This is a genomic window from Azovibrio restrictus DSM 23866 (assembly GCF_000429665.1).
In the GTDB taxonomy this organism is placed as follows: domain Bacteria; phylum Pseudomonadota; class Gammaproteobacteria; order Burkholderiales; family Rhodocyclaceae; genus Azovibrio; species Azovibrio restrictus.
This window is the reverse complement of sequence record NZ_AUCH01000006.1, coordinates 19,997-35,082: the sequence shown is the minus strand read 5'-3', so window position 1 is coordinate 35,082 and position 15,086 is coordinate 19,997. Positions and strand designations below refer to the sequence as shown.

Below are 15,086 nucleotides of genomic sequence, written 5' to 3'. Positions count from 1 at the left end.
ATGCAGAACAACCGTCGTTCCTTCCTCTCCGCCACCGCCCTGCTGGCCCTGGGCGCCCTGGCGCCCCAGGTCCGGGCCCAGACCCAGGGCAAGGATTACCTGCTGCTGCCCCAGCAGCATCCCAAGGACGACCCGAAGAAGATCGAGGTCATCGAATTCTTCTCCTACGGCTGCGGCCACTGCAACGACTTCCACCCCCTGCTCAAGGCCTGGGTCGCCAAGCAGCCCGCCGACGTGGCCTTCCGCCGGGTGCCCGTGGTCTGGAACGCCGCCTGGGCCAACCTGGCCCGGCTGTTCTACGCCCTGGAAGCCACCGGCGACCTGGCCCGCCTGGACGACCAGGTGTTCGCCGCCCTGCACGCCCAGCGGCTGCGCCTCTACGACGAGAAGAGCATGAGCGAGTGGTACGTCAAGCAGGGAGGCGACGCCCGGAAGTTCTCCGACGCCTTCAACGCCTTCACCACCATGAGCAAGCTCAAGCAGGCCGAACAGCTGGGCAAGGCCATGCGCATCGACAGCGTTCCCGCCCTGGTGGTGGAAGGCAAGTACCTGGTCCAGGGCGGCAACTTCCAGCAGCTGCTCGCCAACACCGACGCCCTGGTGGCCACCTCACGCAAGAAGTAATGCCCCCGGCGGTATTCATCACAGGCGCCTCGTCCGGCATCGGCGAGGCGCTTGCCGTTTACTACGCCGCCCAGGGCGCCCGCCTGGGCCTGGTCAGCCGGCGCGCCGAAGCCCTCGCCGCCCTGAACCAGCGCCTCGGGGGCGGCCACGCCTGCTACGCCCTGGACGTGGCCGACGCCGGGGCCCTGGAAGCCGCCGCCCGGGACTTCATCGGCCGCTGGGGCGCCCCGGACATCGTCATCGCCAATGCCGGCGTCTCCGCCGGCACCCTCACCGAACACCCGGAAGACCTGGCCGCCTTCCGCCGCATCCTCGACATCAACGTCTATGGCATGGCCGCCACCTTCGCCCCCTTCATCGGCCCCATGCGCCAGGCCGGTGGCTCCCGGCGCCTGGCGGGCATCGCCTCAGTGGCGGGCATCCGCGGCCTGCCCGGGGCGGAAGCCTATTCCGCCTCCAAGGCCGCCGCCATCAGCTACCTGGAAAGCCTGCGCCTGGAAATGCGCGGCAGCGGCATCCGGGTGGTCACCATCGCCCCCGGCTACATCGCCACCCCCATGACCGGGGTGAACCCTTATCCCATGCCCTTCCTGCTCCCGGCCCCGGAAGCCGCCCGCCGCTTCGCCCGGGCCATCGCCCGGGGCAGCAGCTACTGTGTCATCCCCTGGCAGATGGGCATCGTCGCCAAACTGCTGCGCCTCCTGCCCAACTGGCTCTACGACCGCCTCTTCGCCCGCGCCCCCCAAAAACCCCGGGGCCTGCTGCGCTGAACACCCCCCGGACCGCCCCGGTACCGCCCGCCGGTTGAGGCCAGCCCCACTCCAGCCTATAATCGCCCTCCACGGGCCGATAGCTCAGCTGGGAGAGCGCTGCGTTCGCAATGCAGAGGTCGGGAGTTCGATCCTCCTTCGGTCCACCAGAATCTCGTGACAAACAGAACTGCTGGAACTGGCAGTCAAAAGTTGCAGGAAATGCAGGGATATCGTTCCTGAACAAACTGCAACAACATCGTTCCACCAGGCTGATGCCAAGAAAGCCACCGGCCAAACCGGTGGGCTTTTTCTTTCATGCCTACATAGGCGTCAAAGTGCTGACGCTTGACTGGAACCCAGTCGGGGGCCGGAAATCGGCCAGAGCAGCCATTGAGGGTGGTGAGGATGTACGGCCGGTGTTGCACAGGTTGCTGTCGTTGGATGTTTGGATCACCCGAATGGCCGCTTCCACCGAAGCCGAACAAGTGCTCCCGACCCTAAGTGGAAATAGCCTGACCAGGAAACCGGACGTTCAAAATTTGACATAAGCGACTAGATAAGCAGATAGGAGAAGGCAGAGTGTTGCACTAGTATATTGAAGTTGCTAGCTCAGCTGCTCAATATTGAATAGGACCGACAGGACACCCTTCGGGGCGCATCCTATTCCAAGTGGCGATGAGTTCTTCCTTGTTTTGCATGTGCCACTTCTTGATATTTTTGAACCATTTCTTGAGATCTCCGTCTGGATACAGCGGAGACGCGTCGTCGATACGAAAGCTATTTTCTTTCCCTTGGTATTTCACGTGGAAGTGCGGAGGTGGGTGCTCATCGGCGTAAATGTACATTTTTAAAGCGCCGAGCATTCCCGCCGCAGCCTTCTCAAGGTAAACAAGTTCACATCCATCGTCTCGCTCCTCCTTCAGTTCGACGATGTATCCATGCTGCATTTCTTGCTCTAAGGAAATAAGCGCGTCGGACTTAAATTCAAAACAAAACGTATTCATACGCGACACTTGCTCAATAAAGCGATAATTTTGCCAGTGACAGCTTCGAGCAGTATTTCCCTTCGTCTGCTTCTAACTGGGAACTGGATCAGAAAAATAGGGGTCAGACCGGGTCAGACCCCAATTATTATTGCCTTTGTGATCTAAACGCTTGCCTCAACGTACGGTGCAACTGCATGGCAAGCAAGTAGCGACTCTGTTGTGCTGTTTGGCGTAAAAGGTTGTTGGGTGATATTAATCCCATTCATTATATTCAACGCACCAGTCATGAAATAGAATAATTTGTTCCAGTTCGTATATAGCTTTTTCAAGATGCCTAATTTCAAGCCTACCACTTCTTCCTCCAGTAATAGACTTAATGATAGCATCATTGGCTAGAAGCTCATGAGCAATATAATTGCGGTGGGTAACGACACTTTCAAGCAGCTTAATAAAATCAGAACGCAGTCCAGAATCTTTAAGATGTTTCGTAGTTGTGCCTAGCGTCCAGCGCTTCATTTTGTCAAAATTATACCCGCATCGCTGACCAAGAAGGTTCTTTAATCCAAATTCCAAAATTTGAGCCTTCCCCATAAACATGGCAAAAAGCTCGAATGTATTAAAACCGTCGTATTTTTTAATACGCTCTAAAATCGCTGACGTAATTTCTTCTTTTTGGATTCCTTGTTCTGTCATTTTCATATCAAAAATAGTTCCTCTAAAGCAAAAGGGGGCAGGCTCAACTTCTCGAAGACGGGCGCATTTAAAACGCCCATAGCATACCGGTGCAATAATCGATTGTCTGCTAACGGGCTGCAAGAGCAACGGCCGCTTCTGGCCGGGTGCCGTCCTACGATTCCGCCGAAAGCGGCCATTGACCACCATCAGTTACTGAGCGGCTGGAAACCGGCGCATTTCTGCCCGATCCCGGCGAGAAGCTCAAGGTCGGCAAAGGCCGACAAGCAGGCAATCAGTCGGTAGCGAGTGAAACCTCCCCGCACTAGAGGCAGCATCTCAGAATTCGCCGGGGGCTTACCGCATACGCAACGCGCGAACTGACGCATCAACGGATGGGGAGTATCCCGATGCTCCCGCAGCAGGGCTTCATGGGGCGGAGCACGGAAAGAGAAAGGGCTGGCACGCTACTCCTGCCCTGCATGAAACCTTGCTTCACATCAGGAATGGAATGCTGAAGTACCCGGCTTGCTTGCCCAATTGCCGCTGGCGCTGACTCCCCGGGAGTACCTCTATCCGGAAGCACTGCAACAGCGGGAGAGCGAGGATCGTCGAGGAACTTGCCGGGGTTTCAGCTTGCAGCCTCCAGGGCATGCCCCACAAAGCGGTCCATGCAATTTGTGATCTTCGCCACCAGGGCCTCCTCCAATTCCAGCATGCCTTTCACTCCGTCGACCTCAGCCTTCCATGCAGCTGGCAAGCGCTTGCAGAAAAACTCCAGGCGCTTTTTGAAAGCCGGATAGGAAAGCTGACAGTCCTCGCAGAACTCTTGCCATGCAACGGACGTGACCGCGTCGAAGGTTTCTGCATACCCGATGAATAATGCCAGCCGCTCATCTCCATACGGAACCACACTGAGAAGATCGTAGAAAGGTGCCAGCTCTAGTCCTTGGGGTGTCACCAGCACAGACAGATTTTTTGCGTGGGCGTCGGCATTGCCGATCAGGTAGTTGAAGATCACCCAATCGACCAGGTGCAGCCTGGCGGGCCCCGGTGTCTGGAACAGCTTGGTCTGATCGAAGATTTCCTTGAGGCCGACCAGATTGCCGTTGCGCTCGTACTTGAAGAAACTGTCTTTGTTGAGCAACTGACAGAAGTCGATTTGATGCAGGCAGGTCACGTAACCTGAAACCATTTCTTTTGGCCCCGGCACATCTGACGTGACATGACCTGACCTCACTTCGCGGTCGTAGCGCTCAACGATCAGCACCGGCTCCGGCAAGCGCTCCAGATACACATTGGGAACAGGCAGCTTCATACGCTTTGCCAGGCGCATGCACAGGTATTCGTTGATGACCGTTGGCACGAAAGCAGGATTGCGGTTCTCAGGCTTCAGAATATGGGTGGATGGCGCGCCACCGACCGGCTCCCATAGTTGCGGGGTCCCTGGATCGTAGCGAACCCCCATCTTGTCCTGGGCCCCTGCCAGGGACATGCTGGCATCGTCGCGGGACTTGATGAGTGGCCTACGGGCACGCGCTGCGATTCTCTGCCTCAAGTCGTCACGGGTGAGCACTTCCCAATGCTGTTCCAGGATCGGGGATTGCCCCTCCGGGAGCAAGGACAAGACTCCTGGACAATCCCTGCCCAGCCTGGCGAAGAATTCCAGCAGGTTATCGAGCGCTACGCCCTCCTCGATGGAAAGGGCCTCTAGGATTTGCCCTTCGGGCAACAGGTTCTTGAAAAAGAACTTGACCGAAGGCCCCGTGACTCGCTGTTGGCCAAGCGGAAAGACCGGCGACAGGGCATACGCTTCTGGCGCGGACAACCAAGCATCGTTGTACTCGAAGAAATAGTCGCCTGCCTCGAAACCGAACCAGCCCAAGGCTTTCTCGTTCGCAAAGACTTGAAGGCGGCTCACTCGGTCGCCTCCCTCTGGCTCGCGCTTGGGTCTGCAGACAAGGCCAGGCCATCAAGCCGGACCGATATGCCAAGCGCCCTCAGCACTTTGAGGGTGGGAGCCAGCTGGCAGGATTCCTTGCCTTTTTCCAGGCCACGAAGGAAAGACATGGACACACCGGAGACCAATGCGGTCTGCTCCAGTGTGAGTTTTAGGCTCTTGCGCTTACGCCGAACCTCGGCGCCTAGAGAGGAGGCTGAAGTCAGTTCCATTTGATATATTTGTCTTGATCGAAACAAAATATAGCAGTCTTTGGCCTCACTTGCTCATTTTTGCTTTGATCGAAACAAAAATGAGCAAACGAGGCCTATGGCGCGCCATTTGTTCCGACCGCGACAAAAGTATTCTCTTCTGCGTAAGCAGGACATTGAACTGGCCACCAAACCTTCTCAGAAGGTACTATTGACACCAATTCGGTAGCCCTTCGGCCACCAATTCGAAGAAGCCAGCCTTGCGCTGGCTTTTTCCTTATCTGCCACAGATGCCAGCGTTGGCCCGGGTTTGGGCCGTGTTACTGTGTTCTTCAAATAGTGACAAGCAGTAGTTGATATGGCCACGAAGAAACTCACCAAAACCACCCCCAGCTGGAGCGACGTCAAAACTAGACTGGCTGATTTCGACCGTGCCGGTCTGCTAGGGCTGGTGCAAGACCTGTACGCGGCCAGCAAGGACAACAAGACCTTCCTGCATGCCCGCTTTGGCTTGGGCGATGACCCGCTGAAGCCCTACAAGGATGTGATCACTCAATGGATTAACCCGCCGGACTACCGCAAGCCGCAGTCGGTGGCCAAGGCGAAAAAAGCCATCAGCGATTACAAGAAGGCGCTGGGTCAGCCTGAGGGCTTGGCCGAACTCACTGTGTTCTACTGTGAGGAAGTGTTCGATTTTCTGGCCGGTTGTGGCATGGACGATGAAGGCTTTTACGACGCACTGGTGCGGATGTTCGAGCAGGCGCTGAAATACGTACTGGCCTTGCCCGCTGTGCAGCAGGTGGCTTTCCTCGCCCGGCTAGACCGGGTGCGCCAACTGGGGCAAGACGTCGGCTGGGGCGTGGGCGATGATTTCGACCATTTCTGGGCAGAAGCCGGCTTAGCGGGTGCCGAATGAAAAAGGCGGAGCAGGCTGTGCTGGGCACTTGGCGCATCACCTGCATGGAAGTCTGGGATGCTGATTACTTTGATATGGAAGTAGCAGCGCACGTCACGATCCGCAACGATTTGACTGGCGAATTCCGGTTTGGTTTGGTGTAAGGCGATATCGATGCCCGGGTCGCTGATATCGGTGGCGTGGCACGTGTTGAGTTTTCCTGGTCGGGCGCTGATGAAAACGATCCGATGAGCGGACGTGGCTGGATGTCTCCCGAGGCCGTCTCCGCACCTTGTCGCAAGACCATAAAAAGACTATATTAAGACCCAATTAAGACAGGAGCACAGCCATGCGCTACTCATCACAAGTCAAGCCGATCAGCTATCTCAAGGCCAACGCTGCGGAGGTTCTGTCGCGCCTCGCCGAGCAGCGTGAGCCCATGGTCATCACCCAAAACGGTGAGGCCAAGGCTGTGCTGCAGGACGTCGCCTCGTTCGAAGAGACGCAAGAAACTCTGGCCCTCCTGAAAATCCTCGCGCTAGGCAATCAAGACGTGGCCGCTGGCAAGGTCAAGCCCGTGGCCGACGTTGTTGCCCGTCTCCGCGCCAAACGAGCCGCAGTCTGATGGCAGGCACGTCCGCCAAGTTCGAAGTCCTGCTTACCGAGGGCGTGGAGCAGGATTTAGAGGCCATCCACGACTACATCTCAGAATTCGATTGCGTGGCCAACGCCAGCTATGTGCTGGACGAGTTGATGGACGTTGTGGAGAGTCTGTCCAAATTCCCGGAACGCGGTAGCTATCCGAAGGAACTGGTCAGTCTCGGCATCAAAGAATACCGCCAGACCTTCTTCAAACCGTACCGCTTGATTTACCGCATCACAGGCAGCCAAGTCATCATCTACCTGATTGCTGATGGCCGCCGCGATATGCAGTCAGTGTTGGCAAGAAGGCTGCTTGGCGCTTGAACCGCAGCAACACGCAGCAGTGCTCATTGGCCCCCAATAGCGAGTGGCTTGGTTGCAAACTCCACGCCATCCCCATTCTAAAGTTCGGACATGTTCCGGGCTTGTTCCTCCCCCCGGGCTGTCCAAACGACCGGGACCATCAGTTTCCTTATCGGCCAGTTGCACCACTCCCAATGCTGGACCGCCCCCCAAGCCGCAATCCGCAGGCCATCACCGCATCTGGAACAGTTCCTGGTGGAAGTGCTCCGGGGGCAGGCCGCTGGCACGGAAGTCCTCCCGTAGCGCCTGGCCGAACCCCGCCGGGCCGCAGAACCAGAGACTGGCGGATTGCCAGTCCGGCACCAGCGCCCGGATGCGTTCTCCATTGAGCCGTCCATCCTTGCCATCGACCAACAGGTGCAGCCTCACGCCCGCAGCGGCGGCATCTGCCGTGAGGCGGTCCAGCGCGGCCTGGTCGTAATCCGCCGTAGGGTGGAACAGGTCGATGATCTTGGCGTCAGGTTGGGCAATGCGCTGCTTGAGCCGGGCGATGAATGGCGTGATGCCGATACCGGCACCGATCCAGATCTGGTGCGGCAGGGCATCTTCAAAGTCGAAACAGCCGTAGGGGCCTTCAACCGTGACCGGCATGCCGATTTTCAAGCGCTCCCGCAGACGGCTGGTATGGTCGCCCAGAGCCTTGGTGATGAAGGTCAGGCGCCGATCTGCCGGGTTCCAGGCGGAGGCGATGGTGTAGGGGTGTGCGCCTTCGCGCTTGTCCGAGGTGGCGAAGGCAAATTGTCCGGCCCTGTGACCGGGCCAGCCTTCTTCGAGGACCACCACGGTTTCGAGTACCCGCAAGGCCGGGTATTCGGTGAGGGACTCGATGCTACCCTGTACCTTGCGGCCTGCGCCGATCTTTCCCACCAGTGAGAGCACGGCAGCCACGCTGCCGCCCAGCAGCAACAGGGCCATGACCCAGCCAACGGGCTGGGTCCAGTAGTCGAACTTGGTGAGGACCACGGAGTGGTAGGCCAGGGCCAGGTAGGCCGCAGCCAGCCACTTGTGGGTCTTGACGAACCAGTGGTAGGGAAAACGCTTGATCAGGGCCAGCACGATCAGGGCGACCGCAATATAGAACACCCATTCACCAATGGATTCCGCCAGGCCTCTCTGGGAACGCAGCCAGCCATCGACGGCGCCCAGGGTGTCTGCCCCGGGACCGGGCTTCCTGGCGGGTCTTTCCAGCCACCCCCAACCCACCATCCATTTCGTGCCTTTGGCCCACCACCAGTGCAGCACGGAAACCACCAGGGCACTGATGCCCAGCCATTTGTGCAGGCGGTACATCTTGTCCAGGCCGTCCAGATGGGGCTCCACCCATTTGGGCCGCAGGGCCAACAGCATGGCGATACTCATCAGCCCCATGCCGAGCACGCCGCTATATTGGACAAATACGGCACGAAAGGCGAAGTAGCTCAGGGGCTGCGGATACAGGGTGTCTGCTGCCAGCCATAGGAATGTCAATAAAAGCAGGATGGCTGCTAGGGCGATTTTGATGCGGTTCATGGAAGACCTCTGGCGGACTGTCGGGCACCATTTACGGATGACCAGAAAGCGGATTCGCTGGCACGGCATCGAACTGCCGATAAGCCATACAGCATACCGGGATGCAGCTCAGGGAGATGTATCAAGAGGTTGCCATTTGTTCGCCCTGAACGCGATCATGGGCACGACAGCAGAAACATCACTCAACGCTCGGGAACCATGAACGTGAAGATTCGCCGATTCGCACCGGGGGAGGAAGCCGCCCTCCTGGCGGTGCATTACTCCGCAATTCATCAGATCGCCGCGCGGGACTACACCAAGGCGCAAATCGAGGCATGGGCGCCACAAGATATTGACCCGCTCGTTTGGGAGCAGCGCATCAGGGCCCTCAATCCCTTCGTCGTGGAGCTGGAGGGCTGCGTCGTGGCCTACGCTGACCTGCAGGCGGACGGCTACATCGACCACTTCTTCGTATCAGGGGCGCACCCAGGCCGGGGCCTGGGAACCCGCCTGATGCAGCACATCCTGAGTGAGGCCAGAGCACGCGGGCTGTCCGAGTTAAGCTCAGATGTCAGTCGAACCGCTCAGGGCTTTTACGCACGCTTCGGCTTCCAGATCGTCGAGCAACGGGAACCCGTGCGGCGAGGTATCGTGATTCCCAACGCCCTGATGCGCCTGAAACTAGATTGAAGGCCGGCATTTGCACCGCGCATACACTGGGAAAACCGGTAGCCTAAGGCAGCATCCGGCGATGCTGCAGCAAGGATGCATTGCGAGAGGGCCCCTGACGGAAAAAGGCCCGGCCAGTCTGACTGGTCGGGCCTTTTGCTGTCTTTCGGGGCGGGCTCGGAAGCAGTGGGCTGCTTCGGGGATCAGGGGAGCCCGGGCCGCGAAATCCTGGGGGCTCTATTGTCCGCCGGGCAGGGGCGCCAGGGAACGGGCGGGAACGATCAGGCGCTTCTTCAGGCCGGTTCCACTTTTTCTTTCGACTTCCCACATGGGGTGCCCCTTCACCAGGGCCACCTGCTGGATGGCCACGACGGCTTCTCCCAGCTTGACATACAAGTACTCTGCACCGCGCTCAACAAGATTCGTGATTTTCATATCCGTTCAACTCCTGTGGTTGGCGAGCCCTCATCCTACTGGAGTGAAACAAAATTTTCATGAAGTAAATTTGATCAAAACCCTCGATAAAACCTATCCCTCCGGCCGCTGCGGCTTCCCGGCCGATCGCCTGTAAGGGCCCCCTGCCTGCGGGCTGAATAGATCTGTCGCAGGCGGGGCGACGTGTTCCACCATCGTTTCTGCTTGGAACGTAAGGACAGTGGGTGATCCCCTTACCTGGGGCCGAGCTCCGCCGGCACCACCGCCAGCAGGGAGGCCATCGCTGCCTGCAGTTCGGCGTGGGTCCTGGCGACCTGGGCGGATTCCGGCCCGGGCTGGCGGAGCAGGACATGCAGCTCGCTGGCCAGGCGGTACACCCCCATGACCCCCAGATTCCCGGCGCTGCCCTTCAAGGTGTGCAGCAGGATGCCGGCTGCCTTGAAGTCGCCTTCCGCCAGGCGGCTTTCCAGGGCTTCCAGGGCGGCGCCCTGGGTCTGGGCGAAAAGGCCCAGGACCTGGAGGTACTTGCCCTTGTTGCCCCGGAACAGGGAGATTCCCCGTTCCAAGTCCATGCCTGGAATCCGGGCCAGGCGCTCCAGAATCTGCTCGGCCGGCTCGGGGCCAGCGGCCACGGTCTGCATCTGTTCCGGCGGCAGCGGCGCCGGGGACGCCGTGACGGCGGCGGGCAGCCACTGGAACAGCTTGCTGTAGAGGGTGTCGGGCGTGACCGGTTTGGCGATGAAGTCGTTCATGCCCGCCGCCCGGCAGGCTTCCTGATCCTCGGCGAAGGCGTTGGCGGTCATGGCCAGGATGGGCTTTTCCGCCCAACCGGGCAGGGCCCGGATGGCCCGGCTTGCCGTCAGGCCGTCCATGACCGGCATCTGCATGTCCATCAGGATCAGGTCGTAGCTGCCGCTTTTCGCCTTGTCCACGGCCACCTGGCCGTTTTCGGCCACGTCCACCCGCATGGCCACCCCGTGCAGCAGTTCCAGGGCCACCTCCACGTTGATGGGATTGTCTTCCACCAGCAGCAGGTGGGCGCCGCCCCGGCTGCGCAGCAGTTCGAAGCCGCGCATGGGAGGAGGCCTGGAATCGGCGGGCATGCTGCCATGGCCGCGCATCAGGCGGCAGGTGAGCCAGAAGCGGCTACCCTGTCCTGGCACGCTCTCGGCCCCCACCTCGCCGCCCATGAGTTGCGCCAGGCGCCGGGTGATGGCCAGGCCCAGACCGGTGCCACCGAACCTGCGCGTGGTGCTGGCATCGGCCTGTTCGAACTCGCTGAACAGGCGCTCCAGCACCTCGGGGGCGATGCCTATTCCCGTGTCCTCCACTTCAAAACGCACCAGCAGGGTGCTGGCGCCTTCTTCCAGCAGGATGGCCCGCAGGAATACCGTCCCCTGGTCGGTGAATTTCACCGCGTTGCTGGCGAAGTTGAGCAGGCACTGGCGGATCCGGGTCAGGTCGCCCCGCAGCCAGTGGGGTACCCGGCCCGCATCCACCTGCAGCCTCAGGCCCTTGCTGCGGGCCGTGTCCGCCAGCAGGGACTGGACATGGTCGAGGACCTGTTCCAGGGTGAAGTTCACGGATTCCAGGGTGAGCTTGCCGGCGTCGATCTTGGACAGGTCGAGGATGTCGTTGATGATGGAGAGCAGGTGCTGGGCCGCCGCGTCGATCTTGTCCAGGCGTTCGCCCTGCAGGGGCGAGGGATTGGCGCTGCGCAGCAGGTGGGTGAGGCCGATGATGGCATTCATGGGGGTGCGGATCTCGTGGCTCATGTTGGCCAGGAAGCGGGACTTGGCCTGGTTGGCGGCCTCCGCCTCCTGGCGGGCCGCCTCCAGGTCCCGGGTACGTTCCGCCACCTGGGATTCCAGGCTGTCGTTGAGGCTGCGGATTTCCTGCTCGGCGGCCACCTGCTCGCTGATGTCTTCGGAAAACACCAGGATGCCACCGATGTTCTGCTCCGCATCGAACCAGGGCAGGATTTCCCAATGCAGCCAGCGCCAGCTGCCATCCTCTGCTTCCACCTTTTCGCCCTCGGCCCGCAACACCTCCCCGGCCAGTCCTTGCTGGAACAGGCTGGGCCAGCGTTCGGGTACCTGGCCGTCACGGGTGTCGTAAGTACGCTGCAGCAGTTCCTCGGAGGAAGTACCTGCACTCTGGGCCCAGCGTTCGCTCACGGCCAGGTAACGCCAGGATTGGTCGAACATGGCCAGGGCCACCGGGGCCTGGACAATGAAACGCCGCAGCCGGGCCTCGCTGTCCCGCAGCAGGAACAGGTTGTGGGCCTCCCGGTAGCGCAGGAGGGCCAGCAGCAACGAGGCCACCACCCCGAGCAGCACCTGCATCCACAGGGTGGAGGAGGTGACACTCTGGATGAAGGCCGGCCGGGCCCAGAACTGGATCTGCCATTCCCGCCCGAAAACACTGATCTGGCGGATGGTGGACAGGCCATCCACCACGACGCCGTCTCCCGGCTCCTTGTAGAAGGTGCGCAGGCGGCCGTCCGGCCCCAGATCCAGCAGATGAAAATCCAGGGCCTCCCTATCCAGTTTCAGGGAGGCCAGCACCTCGTCAATGAGGATGGGCGCGTAGACCGCCCCCACGGCCGCCAGTTGGCGCAGCTCCGGCGTGGCAGGCACCCGGTGCTCGGGATAGAGCGGCAGCAGCAGCAGGAAACCGTGCCCGGGCTTGCCGTTGACCTGGACCAGGGTGATCGGGTGGGTCATGGTCGCGGTACCGCTGCGGATGGCCTGGATGAAGGCCTGGCGCCGGTTGCTCTCGGAAGCGATGTTGAGCCCTACCGCCAGGCGGTTTTTCTCCGTTTCGGGCTCGATGTACTTGATCACGAACAGCTCCCCTTCATGGGGCCCCAGGGTGCTGATCCTGAACGGCTGCTGCCGCTGCCGCGCAGCCCGGAGGAGGAAATCCTGTTCATCTGCGGCAGGCACCCGCTCGATGTAGCCAAAGCCGCGCACGCCGGGAAACTCCACTTCCGGGTTCCGGGAGCTGATCACCATCCGGTAACGCTCCAGGCTCATGGCCTCCACCCCCGTTGCCAGCATGGCGCTGCGCATGCCGCGCAGACCATGCTCGTAGGTGGCGATGCGCTGGGAAAGCTGGGCCGCCGTCCTGTCCGCCAGGGCTTCAAAACGGGCCTTGCGCTCGCTCAGCTCCGTCCGGTGCTGGTAGTAGGTGAACGCCCAGGTTCCCGCCAGCCCCAGCAGCAGAACCAGTAAAGCTCCCCGTATCGGTGTACCTGCCCTGAATACGTGCCACATGATGCCTCCCGATGACAGACCGGCTCCCCGCAATGCCGGAGCCCTGCCATTGACTAGCTGTGCTGTCAGCATACCTGCATCGGCCCCCGGATGGGTGTGGAATCCGGCAGCCGCCCGGGCCGGACCGGGCTTCCCCGGGCTCTCGGGCGCGGTGGACCGGAGCGGCGAGCGCTGCCCTCTACCCCTGGACACCAGAAGCCCCCGCGAACCTGGGCATCAGTAGTAAACTTGGGGCCACTTGTTTCCTGGCAGCCCCGAGGCGGGCACCCCAACAGCCGCCATGCTCGACATCACCCTGAACGGCAGCCGCCGCAGCTTTACCGAAACCTCCCTGACCGTCGCCGCCCTGCTTGCAAGCCTGGGCTACGCCGGCAAGCGCGTTGCCGTGGAACGCAATGGCGAGATCGTCCCCAGGAGCCAGCACGAGAGCACCTGGCTGAACTCCGGCGACACGCTGGAAATCGTCGTCGCCGTGGGCGGCGGCTAGACCTTCCCCCGAATCTTTTCAGGACCCCATTCATGGATCAACTGCACATCGCAGGCCGGGCCTATGGCTCCCGCCTGATTGTCGGCACCGGCAAGTACAAGGACTTTGACGAAACCCGCCGGGCCATCGAAGCCTCCGGCGCCGAGATGGTCACCGTCGCCATCCGCCGCATGAACATCGGCCAGGACCCGGGCCAGCCCAACCTGCTGGAGGTGCTGCCCCCGTCCCGCTACACCATCCTGCCCAATACCGCCGGCTGCTATACCGCCGAGGACGCGGTGCGCACCCTGCGCCTGGCCCGGGAACTGCTGGACGGCCACGCCCTGGTGAAGCTGGAGGTGCTGGGCGACCCCAGCACCCTGTTCCCCAACATGCCGGAAACCCTGAAGGCCGCCGAGGTGCTGGTCAAGGAAGGCTTCCAGGTCATGGTGTACTGCGCCGACGACCCCATCCAGGCCAAGATGCTGGAAGACATCGGCTGCGCCGCCATCATGCCTTTGGCCTCCCTGATCGGCTCCGGCATGGGCATCCTGAATCCCTGGAACCTGCGCCTGATCATCGACAACGCCCAGGTGCCGGTGATCGTGGATGCGGGCGTGGGCACCGCCTCGGACGCCGCCATCGCCATGGAGCTGGGCTGCGACGGGGTGCTGATGAACACCGCCATCGCCCACGCCGGGGACCCGGTGCTGATGGCTTCTGCCATGCAGAAGGCCGTGCAGGCCGGGCGCGAGGCCTACCGGGCCGGACGCATGCCCAGGAAGCTCTACAGCGCCGATCCCTCTTCCCCCACCACCGGCCTGATTGGTTCCTGAACATGAGCGAAATGGAACAAACGGAAGGCGTGTACACCGAAGGCCGGGCCGGGCACGAGCACGGTCACATCCGCAGCTTCGTGCGCCGGGCCGGACGCATGTCGGAAGCCCAGCAACGCTACTACGACGCCCTGCTGCCCAAGATTGGCGTGCCCTACCAGAACGCCCCCCTGGACCTGGCCGCCGTATTCGGCCGGACGGCACCGAAAATTCTCGAAATCGGCTGCGGCATGGGGGAAACCACGGCCCGCATCGCCGAGGCCCACCCGGAAAACGACTATTTCGGCCTGGAAGTGCATGTGCCCGGGGTCGGCGCCCTGTGCAAGCTGATCGCCGAAAAGGGCCTCACCAACCTGCGCATCGGCAACCATGATGCGGTGGAAGTGGTGCGGGACATGCTGCCTGAAGCCAGCCTGGACGGCATTCACATCTTTTTCCCCGATCCCTGGCACAAGACCCGGCACAAGAAGCGCCGCCTGATCCAGCCCGAGTTCGTGGCCCTGCTGACGAGCCGCCTGAAGCCCGGCGGCTACATCCACTGCGCCACGGACTGGGAAAACTACGCCCTGCAGATGCTCGACGTGCTGGGCCGGGAGCCCAATCTGGCCAACAGCGTCGCCAACCCCAGCCCCGAAGCTCTGGCCGCCGCCCTGGAAGCCGACTCCGCCGCCGGCCTGGCCGGCTTCGCTCCCAAGCCCGAGTACCGGCCCCTGACCAAGTTCGAGAACCGGGGCCTGCGTCTGGGCCACGGGGTCTGGGACCTGGTGTTCCGCCGCCGCACCCCCTGAACACGCACCGGCAGGGCCCGGCGCAGCACCGCCTGCCGGGC

Annotated in this window: 17 protein-coding genes and 1 tRNA gene; 11 read left to right on the top strand and 7 right to left on the bottom strand. The window is 61.3% G+C overall.

Translation table 11 applies throughout. The annotated features are described in order from the left end of the window. From G474_RS0107565 to G474_RS0107555, 3 genes are all read left to right on the top strand, one after another. Positions 1-624 (top strand): thiol:disulfide interchange protein DsbA/DsbL, encoded by a 624-nt coding sequence (locus G474_RS0107565; protein WP_026686441.1) that lies wholly within the window; start codon positions 1-3, stop codon positions 622-624. Further along, positions 624-1,394: an SDR family oxidoreductase gene (locus G474_RS0107560; RefSeq protein ID WP_026686440.1), complete on the top strand. Its 771-nt coding sequence runs from the start codon at positions 624-626 to the stop codon at positions 1,392-1,394. Before G474_RS0107565 ends, G474_RS0107560 begins: the two co-directional genes overlap by 1 nt. Before the next feature lie 73 nt (positions 1,395-1,467). Next, a tRNA-Ala gene (locus tag G474_RS0107555) sits at positions 1,468-1,543 on the top strand. A gap of 450 nt (positions 1,544-1,993) precedes the next feature. On the opposite strand, the gene G474_RS20015 is transcribed toward G474_RS0107555, so the two are convergent. From G474_RS20015 to G474_RS20010, 4 genes are all read right to left on the bottom strand, one after another. After that, positions 1,994-2,380 carry a DUF4160 domain-containing protein gene (locus G474_RS20015; RefSeq protein WP_043463636.1) on the bottom strand — a complete coding sequence of 129 codons (387 nt, stop codon included), beginning with the start codon at positions 2,378-2,380 and terminating at the stop codon, positions 1,994-1,996. A gap of 234 nt (positions 2,381-2,614) precedes the next feature. Next, complete coding sequence (locus tag G474_RS22705; protein WP_211228080.1) at positions 2,615-3,061, bottom strand: hypothetical protein; 447 nt, start codon at positions 3,059-3,061, stop codon at positions 2,615-2,617. 604 nt (positions 3,062-3,665) lie between these two features. Continuing rightward, positions 3,666-4,955 carry a HipA domain-containing protein gene (locus G474_RS0107540; protein WP_026686439.1) on the bottom strand — a complete coding sequence of 430 codons (1,290 nt, stop codon included), beginning with the start codon at positions 4,953-4,955 and terminating at the stop codon, positions 3,666-3,668. After that, complete coding sequence (locus G474_RS20010; protein ID WP_156919192.1) at positions 4,952-5,206, bottom strand: helix-turn-helix domain-containing protein; 255 nt, start codon at positions 5,204-5,206, stop codon at positions 4,952-4,954. The genes G474_RS0107540 and G474_RS20010 overlap by 4 nt, the downstream gene beginning before the upstream one ends. A gap of 337 nt (positions 5,207-5,543) precedes the next feature. Between G474_RS20010 and G474_RS23895 the strand changes: the two genes are divergently transcribed. From G474_RS23895 to G474_RS0107515, 4 genes are all read left to right on the top strand, one after another. Beyond that, positions 5,544-6,101, top strand: coding sequence for a hypothetical protein (locus tag G474_RS23895; protein WP_026686438.1), 558 nt, complete (start codon positions 5,544-5,546; stop codon positions 6,099-6,101). Next, on the top strand, positions 6,098-6,244 hold the full coding sequence (locus G474_RS23890) for a hypothetical protein (protein WP_211228079.1): 147 nt from the start codon (positions 6,098-6,100) through the stop codon (positions 6,242-6,244). The genes G474_RS23895 and G474_RS23890 overlap by 4 nt, the downstream gene beginning before the upstream one ends. 185 nt (positions 6,245-6,429) lie before the next feature. Then, positions 6,430-6,705, top strand: a complete 276-nt coding sequence (locus G474_RS0107520) for a type II toxin-antitoxin system Phd/YefM family antitoxin (protein WP_026686437.1) — start codon at positions 6,430-6,432, stop codon at positions 6,703-6,705. Beyond that, positions 6,705-7,046 (top strand): type II toxin-antitoxin system RelE/ParE family toxin, encoded by a 342-nt coding sequence (locus G474_RS0107515; protein ID WP_026686436.1) that lies wholly within the window; start codon positions 6,705-6,707, stop codon positions 7,044-7,046. Before G474_RS0107520 ends, G474_RS0107515 begins: the two co-directional genes overlap by 1 nt. Positions 7,047-7,256: 210 nt before the next feature. Here the strand turns inward: G474_RS0107515 and G474_RS0107510 are convergent, their stop codons facing one another. Beyond that, the gene (locus G474_RS0107510; protein ID WP_026686435.1) at positions 7,257-8,594 is read right to left on the bottom strand and encodes a ferredoxin reductase family protein; all 1,338 of its coding nucleotides are present in this window, start codon (positions 8,592-8,594) and stop codon (positions 7,257-7,259) included. A gap of 198 nt (positions 8,595-8,792) precedes the next feature. Here G474_RS0107510 and G474_RS0107505 point away from each other — a divergent pair, with 198 nt between their 5' ends. Beyond that, the gene (locus G474_RS0107505; RefSeq protein ID WP_211228078.1) at positions 8,793-9,263 is read left to right on the top strand and encodes a GNAT family N-acetyltransferase; all 471 of its coding nucleotides are present in this window, start codon (positions 8,793-8,795) and stop codon (positions 9,261-9,263) included. Positions 9,264-9,479: 216 nt separating this feature from the next. On the opposite strand, the gene G474_RS23290 is transcribed toward G474_RS0107505, so the two are convergent. Together G474_RS23290 and G474_RS20000 are read right to left on the bottom strand one after the other, a co-directional pair. Further along, entirely contained in the window at positions 9,480-9,677 is a 198-nt protein-coding gene (locus tag G474_RS23290) for a hypothetical protein (protein ID WP_156919191.1), read from the bottom strand. A 233-nt stretch (positions 9,678-9,910) separates the two neighbouring features. After that, positions 9,911-12,955: a CHASE domain-containing protein gene (locus G474_RS20000; RefSeq protein WP_051282062.1), complete on the bottom strand. Its 3,045-nt coding sequence runs from the start codon at positions 12,953-12,955 to the stop codon at positions 9,911-9,913. Positions 12,956-13,235: 280 nt separating this feature from the next. Between G474_RS20000 and thiS the strand changes: the two genes are divergently transcribed. From thiS to trmB, 3 genes are read left to right on the top strand one after another with little or no spacing between them, the layout of a single operon-like run. Further along, complete coding sequence (gene thiS, locus G474_RS0107490) at positions 13,236-13,442, top strand: sulfur carrier protein ThiS (protein ID WP_026686433.1); 207 nt, start codon at positions 13,236-13,238, stop codon at positions 13,440-13,442. A 32-nt stretch (positions 13,443-13,474) separates the two neighbouring features. After that, positions 13,475-14,257: a thiazole synthase gene (locus G474_RS0107485; protein WP_026686432.1), complete on the top strand. Its 783-nt coding sequence runs from the start codon at positions 13,475-13,477 to the stop codon at positions 14,255-14,257. Positions 14,258-14,268: 11 nt separating this feature from the next. After that, the gene (gene trmB / locus G474_RS0107480; RefSeq protein ID WP_245589329.1) at positions 14,269-15,045 is read left to right on the top strand and encodes a tRNA (guanosine(46)-N7)-methyltransferase TrmB; all 777 of its coding nucleotides are present in this window, start codon (positions 14,269-14,271) and stop codon (positions 15,043-15,045) included. Positions 15,046-15,086 lie beyond the last annotated feature (41 nt).